We start from the raw sequence: 14316 nt of genomic DNA, 5'->3' as shown, positions 1-14316 counted from the left end.
GGAGGCCGTCGGGGATGTCGTCTCGGGGGGCTGGGTGGTTGCCTGGCGGGTTTCGGATGGGGTGGCATTCCCATGCGGGCGGGCAGTTGGTTTATGCGGCCAGCGGGGGGTTTGCCACCAGTACGGAGCTCGGGACCTGGGTCGCCGTTGCGGATCGGGTGGTGTGGACGCCGCCTGGGGTGGGGCATTCGCATCGGTTTTACGGGCGGACTGACGCGCGGGTGGTCGAGGTTCCGGTGGAGGAGTGCGGCGGGGTGGCGCGGCGGCCTGGTGTGTTTGCTGTTTCGCCGTTGCTGCGGGCCGGGATTTTGGCGTTGACCGGCGGGAAGGAGCGGTCTCCCGAGGAAGCCGGGCGGGTTCGGGCGGTGGTGCTCGACGAGCTGGGGGAGGTCCCGGGGGAGTCGTTGCATCTTCCGGAGCCTCGGGACGATCGGCTGCGGGTCGTGAGCGAGCTGCTGCACGAGGATCCGGGGCGGGACGGGACGCTGGCCGAGCTGGGGCGGGCCGCGGGGGCCAGCGAGCGGACGCTCAGCCGGTTGTTCCAGGCCGAGCTCGGCATGAGTTTTCAGCGGTGGCGCACGGTGTTGCGGATCCACCACGCGTTGTTCCGGCTGAGCGAGGGCGAATCGGTGACGGATACCGCGATCGCGTGCGGGTGGTCGAATCCGTCGGCGTTCATCGGGGCGTTCACGGCGCTGGTCGGGCAGACGCCGGGGCGGTATCAGGCGGGGTTGCGCGGCCGCGGCGAGTAGGTTGGCGGGTTTTCGGGATCGGGTGTCCGGTGCGTGGTGGTCGGCGTCGCGGGGCCGGGAAGAGAGTGGTGATCGTCAGGTTCGCCAGCACTCTTTCGGAGAAAACATGACACAGGCAGACGAGAAAACCGCGGTGGTCGTGGTGGGCGGCGGGGTGGCGGGGCTCGCGCTCGGCACGTTTCTCCTGCGCAGCGGGATTCCTTGCGTGGTCTTGGAAAAGAACAGTCGCGAGTACGTCGAGCAGCGGCAGAGAGCGGGATCTCTCGACGGTCGCGGCGTGCGGATGCTGCGCGACTGGGGCGTGGGCGAGGCCGTGGAGGGGCACGGAGACGGGCCGTCCGACGTCCTGCTGCCGCTGATCGTCCACGGCGAGCAGCGCGCCTGGCGGATGGACACCGACGAGGAGGGCGCGGGGGCGTTCCTCCCGCAGCAGGTGCTCGTCCGCAACCTCGTCCGGATCTTCCTCCGCGACGGCGGCGACCTCCGGTTCGGGGCGGAGGACGTCACGCTCGAAGGGCTCGACACCGAGCAGCCCCGGGTGCGCTACCGGGACGATCGGGGTACCAGGGCGATCGACTGCGCGTTCGTCGCCGGCGCCGACGGCTTCCACGGCGTCAGCCGGACGGCGATCCCGGACGGCTTCCTCTCCTGCCACAGCCACGAGTTCGGCTACGCCTGGCTGACCGTCCTGGCGGAAGTGCCCGCCGATCCGCTAGCTGTGATGGCAGTGCATTCCCGGGGCTTCGCCGCGCAGATCACCCGCGGGCCGAACGCCAGCCGGATCTACTTGCAGTGTCCGGTCGACGACACCATCGGCGACTGGCCGGACGAACGGATCTGGGAAGAACTCGGCGCCAGGTTCGCCGCACCGGTGCCGCGCGGGCCGATCGCGACGAAGCAGGTGGTGCCGCTGCGCGGGGTGGTGTTCAGCCCGATGCGCTACGGCAGGTTGTTCCTTCTCGGCGACGCGGCGCACCTGATCTCGCCGATGAGCGCGGAGGGCATGAGCCTCGCACTGCACGACGCGGAGGCGCTCGCCCGCGCGGTCGTGCACCAAGTCGAGAAGGACGATCCGAGCGCGCTGGAGAACTACTCGGACACCTGCCTGGCGCATGTCTGGGAACGGCAGGCGGCGGCGGTCTGGATGACCGACGCGATGCACGACTCCGGCGACGCGTCCTATCGCGGCGAGTTCCGGAAGCAGGTCGCGCTCGCGAATCTGGAGAACCTCGTCCAGCCGCGACCCGCCTGACCCGGGCGGCGAGACGGACACCACCCGTCCGGGGAGACCGGGTCACCGGCTTCCCACACGCGGCCCCCTACTCTGTCCGGCATGGCCGCGACCAGTCAGCACGGCGCCGGTCCCGCCCGGCGCGCCGGCGGGGACGGCGGCCTGCTGCTGTTCCGGGTCGGCGGGGTCCCCGTTTTGCTCGCCCCGTCGTGGTGGATCGGGTCGCTGATCATCGTGGTGCTCTACGCGCCGCTGGTCGGGCGGCTCCTGCCGGACGTTTCGACACCGACCTCGTGGCTGCTCGCCGCCGCGTTCGCCGTGCTGCTCGGGCTTTCCGTGCTCGCGCACGAACTCGGGCACTGCCTCGTCGCGCTGCGGCTCGGGATCCCGGTCCGGCGGCTGCGGCTCTTCCTGCTCGGCGGACTGTCCGAAGTGGCCCGTACGCCGCGAAGGCCGGGCCAGGAAGGGCTGGTCGCCGCGGCGGGGCCCGCGGTTTCGCTGGTGCTGGGCGGGTTCTGCTCGCTGCTGCTGTTCGCGGTGCCGCCGGACGGCGCGGTGTGGCTGCTGGTCGCGGAGTGCGCGGTGGCGAACTTCGCGGTCGGCTTCTTCAACCTGCTGCCGGGATTGCCGCTGGACGGCGGACGGCTCGTGCGCGCCGGGGTCTGGGCGATGACCGGATTCCGCGCCAAGGGGACCAAGGCGGCGGTCGCCGGCGGCGCGCTCGTCGCGACCGGGCTGATCGTCTGGGCGCTGCTCGGGTTGGCGATGCAGAGCCCGGACCGGTGGCTGCGGCTCGGCGTGTGCGTCGTGACGGCGTGGTTCGTGATCCTCGGCGCGCGGTCGGAACTGGCCGCGGAAGCCCGGCGCGGCTGGCCCGCCGGACTGGAACTGTCCGATTTGGTGCGTCCGGTTCTGCAGCTGCCGGCGGAAAGCCCGGTGTCCGACGCGCTGGCCGCGTCGGCGGGACGCGGCGTCGTGCTGGTGCGCGCAGACGGGGTCGCGGCGGGACTGCTGGACGAGCAAGCCGCGCAACAGCTGGCGAGCGTCAGCCCGCACGCGCCCGCCGAACAGGCCGCCGAGCCGATCCGGGCGGAGACCGTGCTGCTCGCCTCGGAGCCGGGGGAGGAGATCGCCGAGCGCGTGCGCGAGACGCCCGCCTGGCAGTTCCTCGTGGTCGACGACGAAGGCCGGCCCGCGGGCGTGCTGCGCCGCGAAGACTTGCGGACCGCGCTGATGCAGGGCCGTCGTGCGCAGTGAGGGGCACCCGCGCACGACGGGCGCGGGACGACCTGCGAGGATTCGACGTCGGCGTTCCGGGTTTCGCAGTGGAGGAAGAAGTTGTCGGTCAGCGGACCGTTTCGTGCAGGTGACCGGGTTCAGCTGACGGACTCGAAAGGCAGGCACTACACCCTTACCCTCGCCGACGGCGGCGAGTACCACACGCATCGCGGCGCGCTCGCGCACGACGATCTCATCGGCCGCCCCGAGGGCAGCGTGGTGACTTCCGCGGGCGGCAGCACGTATCTCGCGCTGCGGCCGCTGCTGCCGGACTACGTGCTGTCGATGCCGCGCGGCGCGCAGGTGATCTACCCCAAGGACGCCGCGCAGATCGTGATGTGGGGCGACATCTTCCCGGGCGCCCGCGTCCTCGAAGCAGGCGCCGGTTCGGGCGCGCTCACCTGCTCGCTGCTGCGCGCGGTCGGCCCGGCGGGACAGGTGTTCTCGTACGAGATCCGCGACGACCACGCGGAGCACGCCGAGCGCAACGTCGTGAAGTTCTTCGGCGAGAAGCCGGACAACTGGACGCTCACCGTCGCCGATCTGGCCACGCACACCGGCGAGGTCGACCGGGTCGTGCTGGACATGCTCGCGCCGTGGGACCAGCTGCCGAACGTCGCCGAGCACCTGGTGCCCGGCGGGGTCCTGACCGTCTACGTCGCCACGGTCACGCAGCTGTCGCGCGTCACGGAATCGCTGCGAGAACAGCAGTGCTGGACCGAGCCGGAGTCGTGGGAAACGCTGATGCGGCCTTGGCACGTCGTCGGCCTCGCGGTGCGGCCGGACCACCGGATGGTCGCGCACACCGCATTCCTGCTCACTGCCCGTCGACTGGCGGACGGCACAGTGTCGCCGCGCGTTTCACGGCGGCCCAGCAAGGGCAAAGGCTAACCAGGGACGCACCATCGGCCGTTCTCGCGGTGCAGCGGGAACGGCGTCTCCTTGTGCCCGCCGGCGCCTTCGACCCGGACGGTCACCGTCGCGTCGTCGCCCGCGATCGCCGGTTGTCCAACCAGTGAGACGCGCAGCGCGCCCGCGGCGTCCCATTTCTCCTGGAGTTCCTTCAGCGCCGCCGCAGTTTGCGGTTTGCACGCGAGAGTGCCGAATTCGGCGGAGTCTGCGCGCGTGATCGCGTCGACGAGAGTGCGGGCCAGCGCGGCGATCGCGGCCTGATCCGCGGCGGGCGCGGGACTCGGGGACGTGCTGACCCGCGGCGGAGGCGGCGGAGCGGGCGGTTCCGAAGAGGGACGGGCGGGCCCCGGCAGGCCGATCGAGAGCAAGCCGAGGACACCGCCCGCGACAACGACTGCGAGCAGGCAGAGTGCCGTGCCGAGCCGGCGTCTCACCTAGTGGTCCGTGCTGACCTTCCCGAGGCACCAGGCCCCGCCCTGGCGCAGCGCGGTGAGGGTGCCGTCGGCGGTCTTGCTGGTCATGCTGACGTGGTACTTCACCGTGGCCTGGTCGCCGTTCTCCTGCGGGCTGCTGGTCAGCTCGAAGTGGATGCCCGAGGGCATCTTCTCGGTCGGCTTCTGGCCCTTGGTGAGGCTGGTGCACAGCAGCGAGAACAGGCCGTCGGTGTCGGAGCTGTTGTACGCCTCGGACGCGGCCTGGAACAGCTCGCCCGACGTCGCTTTCGCCCCGGCTGCCGCGGGGTAGTTGCCGCTGCTCGAACCCGACGACGACGAGGACGACGGGGAGGACGACGAACTGCCGCCCGGGCCGCTGGACTGCGGGCCGGCGGCGGGAGCCGAGGACGACGCGGGCGGGGCCGCGGTCTTGGAGTCCTTGCTGTCGCCGGTGAGCCAGATGACCAGGCCGGTCGCGCCGCCGAGCACGACCACCGCGCCGATCGCGAGGCCGACGATCAGGCCGGTCTTCTTCTTTTTCGGCGGCTCCTCGCCGAACCCGCCGAACTGCCCGCCCGGCTGCTGCCCGAACTGCCCGCCGGGCTGCCCCGGCTGTCCGAACTGCCCCGGCTGGCCCGGCTGTCCGAACTGGCCGGGCTGCTGTCCGAACTGCCCGAACTGGTCCGGCTGCTGCCCATACTGCTGGGGACCGCCCTGCTGCGGGTATCCGCCCTGGTAGGGGCCGCCCTGACCGGGGGTTCCGGGCGCGGCCGGGAACCCGCCGGACTGCGGTCCGGGCTGCCCGCCCTGGTTCCATCCGCCCTGCTGGGGCTGGCCGTACTGCGGCTGCCCGCCCGGCTGCTGCCCGTACGGGTTCGGCTGCTGGCCGCCCTGGTCCCAGCCGCCGGGCTGCTGCGGCGGATAAGTCATCTCGGTTCCCCCTGCCGTGCTCGCGAAAAATCGAGGCCGCGGACGGAGCGCGGCCACCCGGGGATGCTAGCCAGCCGCGGGCGTTCGTGCGCAGCCAACCCGCAACTCGGGTTTGCCGGGCGCCTGGCGGGGCAATCCGCAGCGTGTTCAGTTCCGCGTTGCGGAAACCCGCGCGGAGCGGATTCCCGTCCGCGGCACCGAATCGGCCGCTTGCGCTGCGCTCGCGGCCGTGCTTCCCCGGAAGAAAAAGCGCGACGCGCCGGTCTTGTGATGCGGAAAGGCCTTTTCTTGTCGGTGATCGCCGGTACCGTGGAATGAAAAGCACTCCGAGGAGGTGCCCGATGCATCATGACCTTCCCGGAGGTCGGCGCGAGGAGGCCGACCCTTCAGCAACCGGCGGAGCAGGGCAGACACCAGAGGAACAAGCCCGGCAGATCCGTTTTCTCGAGGAAGAAGTGGCGCTGCTGCGCCGCAGGCTCACCGATTCCCCGCGACAGAACCGCGTTCTCGAACAACGTCTCGCCGAGGCGTCGGAACGGGTGAGTCAGCTCACCGAGCGGAACACGAAACTCGTCGAAACCCTGCGCGAAGCACGGGGTCAGCTGCTCGCCCTCCGCGAGGAGGTCGACCGGCTCGCCCAGCCGCCGAGCGGGTACGGGGTGTTCGTCGAGGCGTACGAGGACAACACCGTGGACGTCTACACCGCGGGGCGCAAGATGCGCGTCTCGGTGTCGCCCGCGGTGGAGGTCTCGTCGCTGCGGCGCGGGCAGGCGTTGCGGCTCAACGAGGCGCTCACGGTCGTCGAAGCCGGCGATTTCGAGCGCACCGGCGAGGTCTGCGCGCTGCGCGAGGTGCTCGCCCCGGAGAACGAGGGCGGCGTCACGCGCGCGCTCGTGGTCGGGCACGCGGACGAGGAGCGGGTGGTCCTGCTGTCGGACCCGCTCGCCGAGCAGCCGCTCAAACCGGGCGATTCGCTCCTGGTGGACTCCAAGGCGGGCTACGCCTACGAACGGGTGCCGAAGGCGGAGGTCGAGGACCTCGTGCTGGAGGAGGTGCCGGACGTCCGCTACGAGGACATCGGCGGCCTGACCCGGCAGATCGAGCAGATCCGCGACGCCGTGGAGCTGCCGTTCCTGCACGCGGACCTCTACGAGCAGTACCAGCTGCGCCCGCCGAAGGGCGTGCTGCTCTACGGCCCGCCCGGCTGCGGCAAGACGCTCATCGCGAAGGCGGTGGCGAACTCGCTGGCCAAGAAGGTGGCCGAGGCTCGCGGGGACAACGCGGACGGCAAGTCCTACTTCCTCAACATCAAGGGCCCGGAACTGCTGAACAAGTTCGTCGGCGAGACCGAGCGGTCGATCCGGCTGATCTTCCAGCGGGCCCGGGAGAAGGCTTCCGAGGGCACCCCGGTGATCGTGTTCTTCGACGAGATGGACTCGATCTTCCGCACCCGCGGCTCGGGCGTGTCCTCCGACGTGGAGACCACGATCGTGCCGCAGCTGCTGTCGGAGATCGACGGCGTCGAGGGGCTGGAGAACGTCATCGTCATCGGCGCCTCCAACCGCGAGGACATGATCGACCCGGCGATCCTGCGGCCGGGCCGGCTCGACGTCAAGATCAAGATCGAGCGGCCGGACGCCGAGGGCGCGAAGGACATCTTCTCGAAGTACCTGGCCGAGGGCCTGCCGATCCACGCCGACGACCTGGCGGAGTTCGGCGGGGACCAGAAGGCCACGTTCGACGCGATGATCCAGCACACCGTCGAGCGGATGTACGAGGAGAGCGACGAGAACCGGTTCCTGGAGGTCACCTACGCCAACGGGGACAAGGAAGTCCTGTACTTCCGCGACTTCAACTCGGGCGCGATGATCCAGAACATCGTGGACCGGGCGAAGAAGTCGGCGATCAAGTCGGTGCTGGAGACCAAGCAGCCCGGCCTGCGCGTGCAGCACCTGCTGGACGCGATCGTCGACGAGTTCGCGGAGAACGAGGACCTGCCCAACACCACCAACCCGGACGACTGGGCCCGGATCTCCGGCAAGAAGGGCGAGCGGATCGTCTACATCCGCACGCTCGTCACCGGCAAGAACCAGGAATCGGGGCGGGCGATCGACACCGCCACGAACACCGGTCAGTACCTGTAGGACAGTGCGAACGCCGCGGGGCCGCCGGATCTCCTCCGGCGGCCCCGCGGTCGTCTTCAGACGCGTTCCAGGACCGGTTGCCGCACCCGGGAAAACCGTCCGTGCGACGCCAGGATCCCGAGCACCACGAGCACGGCTCCGACGGGTTCGTTCCAGTGCACCGGCTCGTCGAGGACCAGCACGCCGAGCAACACTCCGACTACTGGAGTGAGGTAAGTCACAGCGGATGCGTTGGCGGCGCCCCAAGCGGCGGCGATGGCGGCGTTCCAGGCGTAGGCCACGCCGGTGCCGAGCACGCCGAGCGCCGCCATGGACAGGATCACGCCGAGATTCAGGCGCACCGGCTGCGCGGCGAGCACGGGTGCCGCAGCCAGCAGGACGATCGTGGCGAAACCGGTTTGCCCGAACGCGACCACGACCGGGTCCGGATCGTGCGGCGATACGAACTTCCGCAAATACACGAAAGCCAAGCCATAGCAGGTGGTCGCGCCGAGGCAGGCGAGCTGGGCGAGGACTTCGTGGCTGAGGTCGATGCCGCGCCAGACGCCGACGAGCGTGAGGACGCCCGCGAAACCGATCAGCAGCCCGGCGGTTTTCGGCCGGGTGAGCCGTTCCGCGGGCAGCGCGGCCGCGGCGAACAGCATGGTCAGCAGGGGAGTGGTGGCGTTGAAGATGCTGGCGAGCCCGGACGCGACGTACTGCTCGGCCCACGAGAACAGCAGGAACGGCCCGACGCAGAACAGCAGCGAAACCACCGCGAGATGCGCCCACAACGCGGGATCGCGGGGGAGCGATCGCCTGCGCAGCACCAGGAACGCGCCGAGCGTCAACGCGCCCAGCGCGACCCGGGCCAGCGCCACCTGAGCCGGCGACAACCCCTCCAGACCCACCTTGATGAACAGAAAACTCGCGCCCCACACGACGGCGAGCGCGACGAACCGCGCGGCGATGCCGAACCTCACTGAACCTCCGAAACGACCAGCGGACTGCCTCGGCCAGTCAACGTCCCCGCCACGCCCGGAGTCCAGCGGGTTTCGGTCACCGCGTTCGACCTCGGTGTATAACGCCCTATACTGCGCCGCGTGAGCACAGAAAACGCCCGCCCGCGCCCGCCGATCACCGAAGCCGACGTCCTCGCCTGGCTCGAGACGACCGCCGCCGCCGTCCAAGCGGGGGAGCTGAACGCCAACGACCTGATCGACCTGCTGGGGGAGCTGCGCCGCGCCTCCGCGGCCTGCGCCGACGCCTCCGACTGGGCACTCCTCGCCGCCCGCGAGGAAGGAGCCAGCCTCCGCCAGATCGCCCCGGTCTTCGGCAAAGGCTACGTCCGCGCACCCGCCGCCCGCCTCGAAAAACTCCACCGCCAAGCCCAGAACTCCGGCCAATGGCTCGCCATCCTCCGGCACAAACAAAGTGTATAACGACCTATACGGCAGGCGATGTGAAAGCACCACCGCTCGTCTTGCCTGAGCACACCGTGCTCACTCCCGAAAACCGCTGAAGACAAGGGGATTCCGATGGACCGCATCGCGGTGGGGCTGGCCGCGCTCGGCCGTCCGGCATACATCAATCTGGGGCGGGACCTGCCCGAAGTGCGGGACGTCCCGTCGATGCGAACCGCGACGCACGAGGTGCTCGACGCGGCGTACGCGGCGGGAATCCGGTGGGTTGATGTCGCGCGGTCTTACGGCCGTTCGGAGGAGTTCCTCGGCAGCTGGCTGGCCGACCGTGGGCACCAGGACGTGACCGTGTCCAGCAAATGGGGCTACCGCTACGTCGGCGACTGGCGGCTGGACGCGGACGTCCACGAGGTCAAGGAACACACCCTGCCGCGGTTTCGCGAGCAATGGGCGCAGACGCGGGAACTCCTGGCGGATCACGTGCACCTGTACCAGGTGCATTCGCTCACTGTGGACAGTCCACTTTTGACTGATCGGCCCTTGATCGACGCGCTGGCCGGGCTTTCCGCCGAGGGCGTCGAGGTCGGTTTCTCCACCTCCGGACCCGCGCAGGCGGACGTAGTGCGCCGGGCGTTCGAGCTGGAATCGGCCGGGCAGCCGGTGTTCGCGTCGGTCCAGTCCACGTGGAACGTCTTCGAGCCTTCGGCCGGGCCGGCGCTGGCGGAAGCGAAAGCGGCCGGGAAACGGGTGCTGGTCAAGGAAACCCTCGCGAACGGACGGCTCGTCGCGGAGGCTCCGGAGCCGTTGCGGCGGATCGCCGAGGCGCACGGCGTCGGCCCGGACGCGATCGCGGTGGCGGCGGTGCTCGGGCAGGAGTGGGCCCCGGTGGCGGTGCTGGGCCCGTCGAGCCCGGCGCAGCTGGCCGCGAACCTCGCCGCGACGCGGGTGCGGCTCAGCGACGGCGACCGCGCTGTGCTGGGAGAACTCGCGCAGGACGCGCGGGAGTACTGGACGCGCCGATCCCACCTCGGGTGGAGCTGAGCGATTGCATTACCCTCGGGGCCCAGCATGGCCCGGGGCGAACGGGCAACACTGAGCGCGGAGGGGCAACGTGCGTCGTCGGCAGGTGCCAGCAGTCGCTGTGCTGGTCGGGCTGGGGGCGCTGGCCGGGCTCGCCGGATGCGGCAACCGGCCCAACAATCTCGAGACCTACTACGACGATCCGGCTCCGGCGCCGGGCACGAGCGCTCCGGTCGCTCCGCCGGTGTCGCGCGCGGTCGATCCTCCGGCCGTTTCTTCTTCGGCGGCCCCGGATCCGAGGCGCGCGGAGGCGGCGCTGCTGTCCGATTCGGACGTTGCCGAGGAGGGCGTGACGCCGGGCTCAGGGCGCGTTTCGGGGTGCCTGACCGGGTTGGCCGCGGGCGAGCGCAAGTCGGTGAGCTGGGTGTATCCGAGCGGTTCGGCGTTGACGCACGAGGTCACGGCGTACCCGGACCGCAGCGGCGAGGACGTCGTGGCAGCCACGCATTGCGCAGGCACAGAGATCTCGTTGCCGCCGCAGCCAGGAATCACCGTGCAACGAGCCTGGTGCGAAGGTTCGACCTGCGCAGTACTGGTGGCGAAGGGCAACCTCGTCTCAGCCCTGAGCGTCGCCGCGAGCACCCCCGCCCGCGCCCAAGACGCAGCCAAACGCCTGCTGCCCAAACTCACAGCAAAGCTGTAACCCCCCGCCCCACCCACCCTTCTTGAAACCGGACCACCACCGCGGGATCGCGTCGGCGTCTGACCGAGTGGTGTGCCCGGCCCCCCGGGCCCAGCACACCACTCGGTCAGACGCCGACTGAAGGCGATCCCGCGCGCGCCGACGAAGTCGGCGCAATCAAACACAGTTCCGGAACCACTCTCGAATGCCCTCCCGCCCGTCGGGAATGAACGGCAGCTCGGGTTCGGGGTCGAAGACCCACTCCCGAAGCTCCTCCAGCGAAATCCAGCGCCCCTCCACGATTTCCTCGGCCTGCAGCCGGACCGGCCCGTCCCAGCGGACTTCGAAGGCGAAGTTGTGGCAGCGGATCGTGCCGTCGTCGTAGATTTTGGTGAACAGCGGTTCCGGTTCCACTCCGTGGACGCCGAGTTCTTCGGCGAGTTCGCGGCGGGCGCAGTCGGCGGGGGTTTCGCCGGCGGCGACGATTCCGCCCGCCCAGCAGTCCCAGGTGGAGGGGAAGATGTCCTTGTCCGCCGTGCGGAGGTGCACGTAGACCGAGCGGCCGTCGCCCGATCGGACGAGGACGACGCCGGCGGCGTGCCAGAGGCCTTCGGCCCGCACGCGGGAGCGGAGCGTCTCGCCGATCGCGCGGCCGGTGTCGTCATAGAGGGCAACGAGTTCGTCACTGCCTGGCATGGGGGCATCGTCGCACGCGCCGAACCCGTAGGGTGGTGGCATGCGTCGGATCATGGGAACCGAAGTCGAGTACGGCATCGCCGTGCCCGGGGACGCCACGGCGAACCCGGTGCTCACCTCGACTCAGGTGGTGCTGGCCTACGCCGCGGCTGCGGACATCCCGAGGGCGCGCCGGGCGCGCTGGGACTACGAGGTGGAGTCGCCGTTGCGCGACGCGCGCGGGTTCGACCTGACCGGGCCGGGCGGTCCCGGGCACGACCCGGACGTCGAGGACCTCGGGGCGGCGAACGTCATTCTCACCAACGGCGCCCGGCTGTACGTGGACCACGCGCATCCGGAGTACTCCGCGCCGGAGGTCACGAACGCGCGGGACGCGGTGATCTGGGACAAAGCGGGCGAGCGGGTGATGGAGGAGGCCGCGCTGAAGGCGGCCACCGTGCCGGGGCAGCCGCCGTTGCAGCTGTACAAGAACAACGTGGACGGCAAGGGCGCGAGCTACGGCACGCACGAGAACTACCTGATGCAGCGGTCGACGCCGTTCACCGCGGTGATCGGGGGGCTGACGCCGTTCTTCGCGTCGCGGCAGGTGGTCTGCGGTTCGGGCCGGGTGGGGATCGGGCAGCAGAGCGAGGAGGCGGGTTTCCAGCTTTCGCAGCGCTCGGACTACATCGAGGTCGAGGTCGGGCTGGAGACGACGCTCAAGCGCGGGATCATCAACACGCGCGACGAGCCGCACGCGGACGCGGACAAGTACCGGCGGCTGCACGTGATCATCGGGGACGCGAACCTGTCGGAGTACTCGACGTATCTGAAGGTCGGGACGACGGCGCTGGTACTGGACCTGATCGAGGCCGGGGTGCGGTTCGACGACCTGAAGCTGGACGAGCCGGTGCGGGCGGTGCACAAGATCAGCCACGACCCGACGCTGAAGACGAAGGTCGAGCTGGCGAACGGGAAGAAGTTCACCGGGCTGGACCTGCAGTTCGCCTATCACGAGCTGGCGGCGGCGAACCTGGAGCGCACGGGCGCGGACGAGGCGTCGAAGGAAGTGCTGCGGGTGTGGGGCGAGGTGCTGGACGCGCTGGCGCGGGATCCGCAGGAGTGCGCGGACCGGCTGGACTGGCCCGCGAAGCTGCGGCTGCTGGAGGGGTACCGGGAGCGGGACCAGCTGGCGTGGGGCGCGCCGCGGCTGCGGCTGGTGGACCTGCAGTATTCGGACGTGCGGCTGGGCAAGGGCCTGTACAACCGGCTGGTCACGCGGGGGTCGATGAAGCGGCTGGTGACCGAGGAGGAGGTGCAGGCGGCGATCACGAATCCGCCGTCGGACACGCGCGCCTACTTCCGGGGCCGGGCGCTGGAGAAGTACGCGTCGTCGATCGCGGCGGCGTCGTGGGATTCGGTGATTTTCGACGTGGGCCGGGAGTCGCTGGTGCGGATCCCGACGCTGGAGCCGTTGCGGGGGACGAAGGCGCACGTCGGGAAGCTGCTGGACGCGGCGGCGACGGCGGAGGAGCTGGTGGAGGCGATCACCGGTTCGGACTAGCGCGATCCCGGCGTTTCGGGCCGAGGGAAGGCCCTTTTCGTCGGTACCGCTGGGTAGGCTAGGGAACATCGGCCAGACCGGGAGGCGAGATGGCGCAGGAGAAGATCGAGAAGCACGGCGGCGGCGATTCCGACGAGGAGTTCGACGGCGCGGGTGCGGCGGGCCAGGAGCGGCGGGAGAAGCTCGGCGAGGACGTGGACACGATCCTCGACGAGATCGACGACGTGCTGGAGGAGAACGCCGAGGACTTCGTCCGCGCTTACGTGCAGAAGGGCGGCGAGTAGCCGTCCGCCCGTCGCGGCCGTCCCGGGTGCGGGGCGGTGCGGCGGGCGCGCGCTGGGCCGGAGGTTTCGCGCGGCGGCGCCGGGGGCAGTTCCCGGCGTTGCCGGGCACGGGATGAAGATGGGAACCGAGAGCACGTATGGACAACACCTCCTCTGGGGCGGGTTTTTCCGGGCCCGGACTGCCGTCGGCCTACTTTTCGCCGACGACGTCGTCGTTCGCGGATTTCGTGCGCGCGACCGCGCCGGAGCTGCTGCCGGCGCGGCGGGTGCCGGCGGGCGCGGCTGAGCTGGACGCGCCGCACGGCACGACGATCGTGGCGGTCGCGTTCGCCGGCGGGGTGCTGATCGCCGGCGACCGGCGGGCGACGTCGGGGAACCTGATCGCGAGCCGGGACATCGAGAAGGTGCACGTCACGGACGAGTACTCGGCGGTGGGCATCGCGGGGACCGCGGGGCTGGCCGTGGAGATGGTCCGGCTGTACGCGGTGGAGCTGGCGCATTACGAGAAGATCGAGGGCGTTTCGCTTTCGCTGGACGGCAAGACGAACAAGCTGGCCGGGATGGTGAAGGCGAACCTGGAGATGGCGATGGCAGGGCTGGCGGTCGTGCCGTTGTTCGTCGGGTACGACCTGGAGGCCGAGGACGCGAAGCACGCGGGCCGGATCGTGTCGTACGACGCGGCGGGCGGGCGGTACGAGGAGCACGCCGGGTACGCCAGCGTCGGTTCGGGGTCGTTGTTCGCGAAGTCGTCGCTGAAGAAGCTGTACGACCCGGACGCGGACGTGGACGCGGCGGTGCGGACGGCGCTGGAGGCGTTGTACGACGCGGCGGACGACGACACCGCGAGCGGCGGGCCGGACCTGGTGCGGCGGATTTTCCCGAACGTCATCACCATCACCGCGGAGGACGGCGCGGTGCTGCTGTCCGCGGAGCAGACGGGTGCGGTGGCCGAGGCGGTGGTGGCCGGGCGCGCGGAGCGCAATCACCACCGGCCGGTCTGAGGCCGCCGA

The 14316-nt window shown here is 70.5% G+C and carries 15 protein-coding genes; 11 read left to right on the top strand and 4 right to left on the bottom strand.

Features of this window, described 5'->3' with window-relative positions:
* Positions 1–221: 221 nt before the first annotated feature.
* From F9C11_RS29015 to F9C11_RS29000, 4 genes are all read left to right on the top strand, one after another.
* Positions 222–752 carry a helix-turn-helix transcriptional regulator gene (locus F9C11_RS29015; protein ID WP_409180529.1) on the top strand — a complete coding sequence of 177 codons (531 nt, stop codon included), beginning with the start codon at positions 222–224 and terminating at the stop codon, positions 750–752.
* Between the two features lie 106 nt (positions 753–858).
* Positions 859–2004 (top strand): 4-hydroxybenzoate 3-monooxygenase, encoded by a 1146-nt coding sequence (locus F9C11_RS29010; RefSeq protein ID WP_409180528.1) that lies wholly within the window; start codon positions 859–861, stop codon positions 2002–2004.
* A gap of 81 nt (positions 2005–2085) precedes the next feature.
* The gene (locus F9C11_RS29005) at positions 2086–3240 is read left to right on the top strand and encodes a M50 family metallopeptidase (protein WP_409180527.1); all 1155 of its coding nucleotides are present in this window, start codon (positions 2086–2088) and stop codon (positions 3238–3240) included.
* An 81-nt stretch (positions 3241–3321) separates the two neighbouring features.
* Entirely contained in the window at positions 3322–4152 is an 831-nt protein-coding gene (locus F9C11_RS29000; protein WP_009078143.1) for a tRNA (adenine-N1)-methyltransferase, read from the top strand.
* Here the strand turns inward: F9C11_RS29000 and F9C11_RS28995 are convergent.
* Entirely contained in the window at positions 4149–4607 is a 459-nt protein-coding gene (locus F9C11_RS28995; RefSeq protein WP_409180526.1) for a hypothetical protein, read from the bottom strand. The two genes, F9C11_RS29000 and F9C11_RS28995, sit on opposite strands and share 4 nt — an antisense overlap.
* Positions 4608–5537: a hypothetical protein gene (locus F9C11_RS28990; RefSeq protein ID WP_409180525.1), complete on the bottom strand. Its 930-nt coding sequence runs from the start codon at positions 5535–5537 to the stop codon at positions 4608–4610.
* Positions 5538–5878: 341 nt separating this feature from the next.
* Here F9C11_RS28990 and arc point away from each other — a divergent pair, with 341 nt between their 5' ends.
* Entirely contained in the window at positions 5879–7681 is a 1803-nt protein-coding gene (gene arc / locus F9C11_RS28985; protein WP_409180524.1) for a proteasome ATPase, read from the top strand.
* A gap of 56 nt (positions 7682–7737) precedes the next feature.
* Here arc and F9C11_RS28980 read toward each other — a convergent pair whose 3' ends face one another.
* A complete protein-coding gene (locus tag F9C11_RS28980) occupies positions 7738–8643 on the bottom strand; it encodes a DMT family transporter (protein ID WP_409180523.1) in 906 nt (301 codons plus the stop codon).
* Positions 8644–8763: 120 nt separating this feature from the next.
* Here F9C11_RS28980 and F9C11_RS28975 point away from each other — a divergent pair, with 120 nt between their 5' ends.
* The 3 genes from F9C11_RS28975 (at position 8764) to F9C11_RS28965 (ending at position 10804) form a co-directional block, all read left to right on the top strand.
* Entirely contained in the window at positions 8764–9102 is a 339-nt protein-coding gene (locus F9C11_RS28975; protein WP_409180522.1) for a hypothetical protein, read from the top strand.
* Positions 9103–9198: 96 nt separating this feature from the next.
* Positions 9199–10122, top strand: coding sequence for an aldo/keto reductase (locus tag F9C11_RS28970; RefSeq protein ID WP_409180521.1), 924 nt, complete (start codon positions 9199–9201; stop codon positions 10120–10122).
* A 70-nt stretch (positions 10123–10192) separates the two neighbouring features.
* Positions 10193–10804 (top strand): hypothetical protein, encoded by a 612-nt coding sequence (locus tag F9C11_RS28965; RefSeq protein WP_409180520.1) that lies wholly within the window; start codon positions 10193–10195, stop codon positions 10802–10804.
* Between the two features lie 156 nt (positions 10805–10960).
* Here the strand turns inward: F9C11_RS28965 and F9C11_RS28960 are convergent, their stop codons facing one another.
* Positions 10961–11479: an NUDIX domain-containing protein gene (locus F9C11_RS28960; RefSeq protein ID WP_409180519.1), complete on the bottom strand. Its 519-nt coding sequence runs from the start codon at positions 11477–11479 to the stop codon at positions 10961–10963.
* A 40-nt stretch (positions 11480–11519) separates the two neighbouring features.
* Between F9C11_RS28960 and dop the strand changes: the two genes are divergently transcribed.
* From dop to prcB, 3 genes are all read left to right on the top strand, one after another.
* Positions 11520–13022 carry a depupylase/deamidase Dop gene (gene dop / locus F9C11_RS28955; RefSeq protein ID WP_409180518.1) on the top strand — a complete coding sequence of 501 codons (1503 nt, stop codon included), beginning with the start codon at positions 11520–11522 and terminating at the stop codon, positions 13020–13022.
* An 89-nt stretch (positions 13023–13111) separates the two neighbouring features.
* Positions 13112–13306 (top strand): ubiquitin-like protein Pup, encoded by a 195-nt coding sequence (locus tag F9C11_RS28950; protein WP_037363480.1) that lies wholly within the window; start codon positions 13112–13114, stop codon positions 13304–13306.
* Positions 13307–13443: 137 nt separating this feature from the next.
* Entirely contained in the window at positions 13444–14307 is an 864-nt protein-coding gene (prcB, locus tag F9C11_RS28945; protein ID WP_409180517.1) for a proteasome subunit beta, read from the top strand.
* The last annotated feature ends 9 nt before the right edge of the window (positions 14308–14316 follow it).

This window comes from Amycolatopsis sp. VS8301801F10 (genome assembly GCF_046195355.1).
Lineage (GTDB): Bacteria > Actinomycetota > Actinomycetes > Mycobacteriales > Pseudonocardiaceae > Amycolatopsis.
This window is presented reverse-complemented; position numbering and strand designations above follow the sequence as displayed.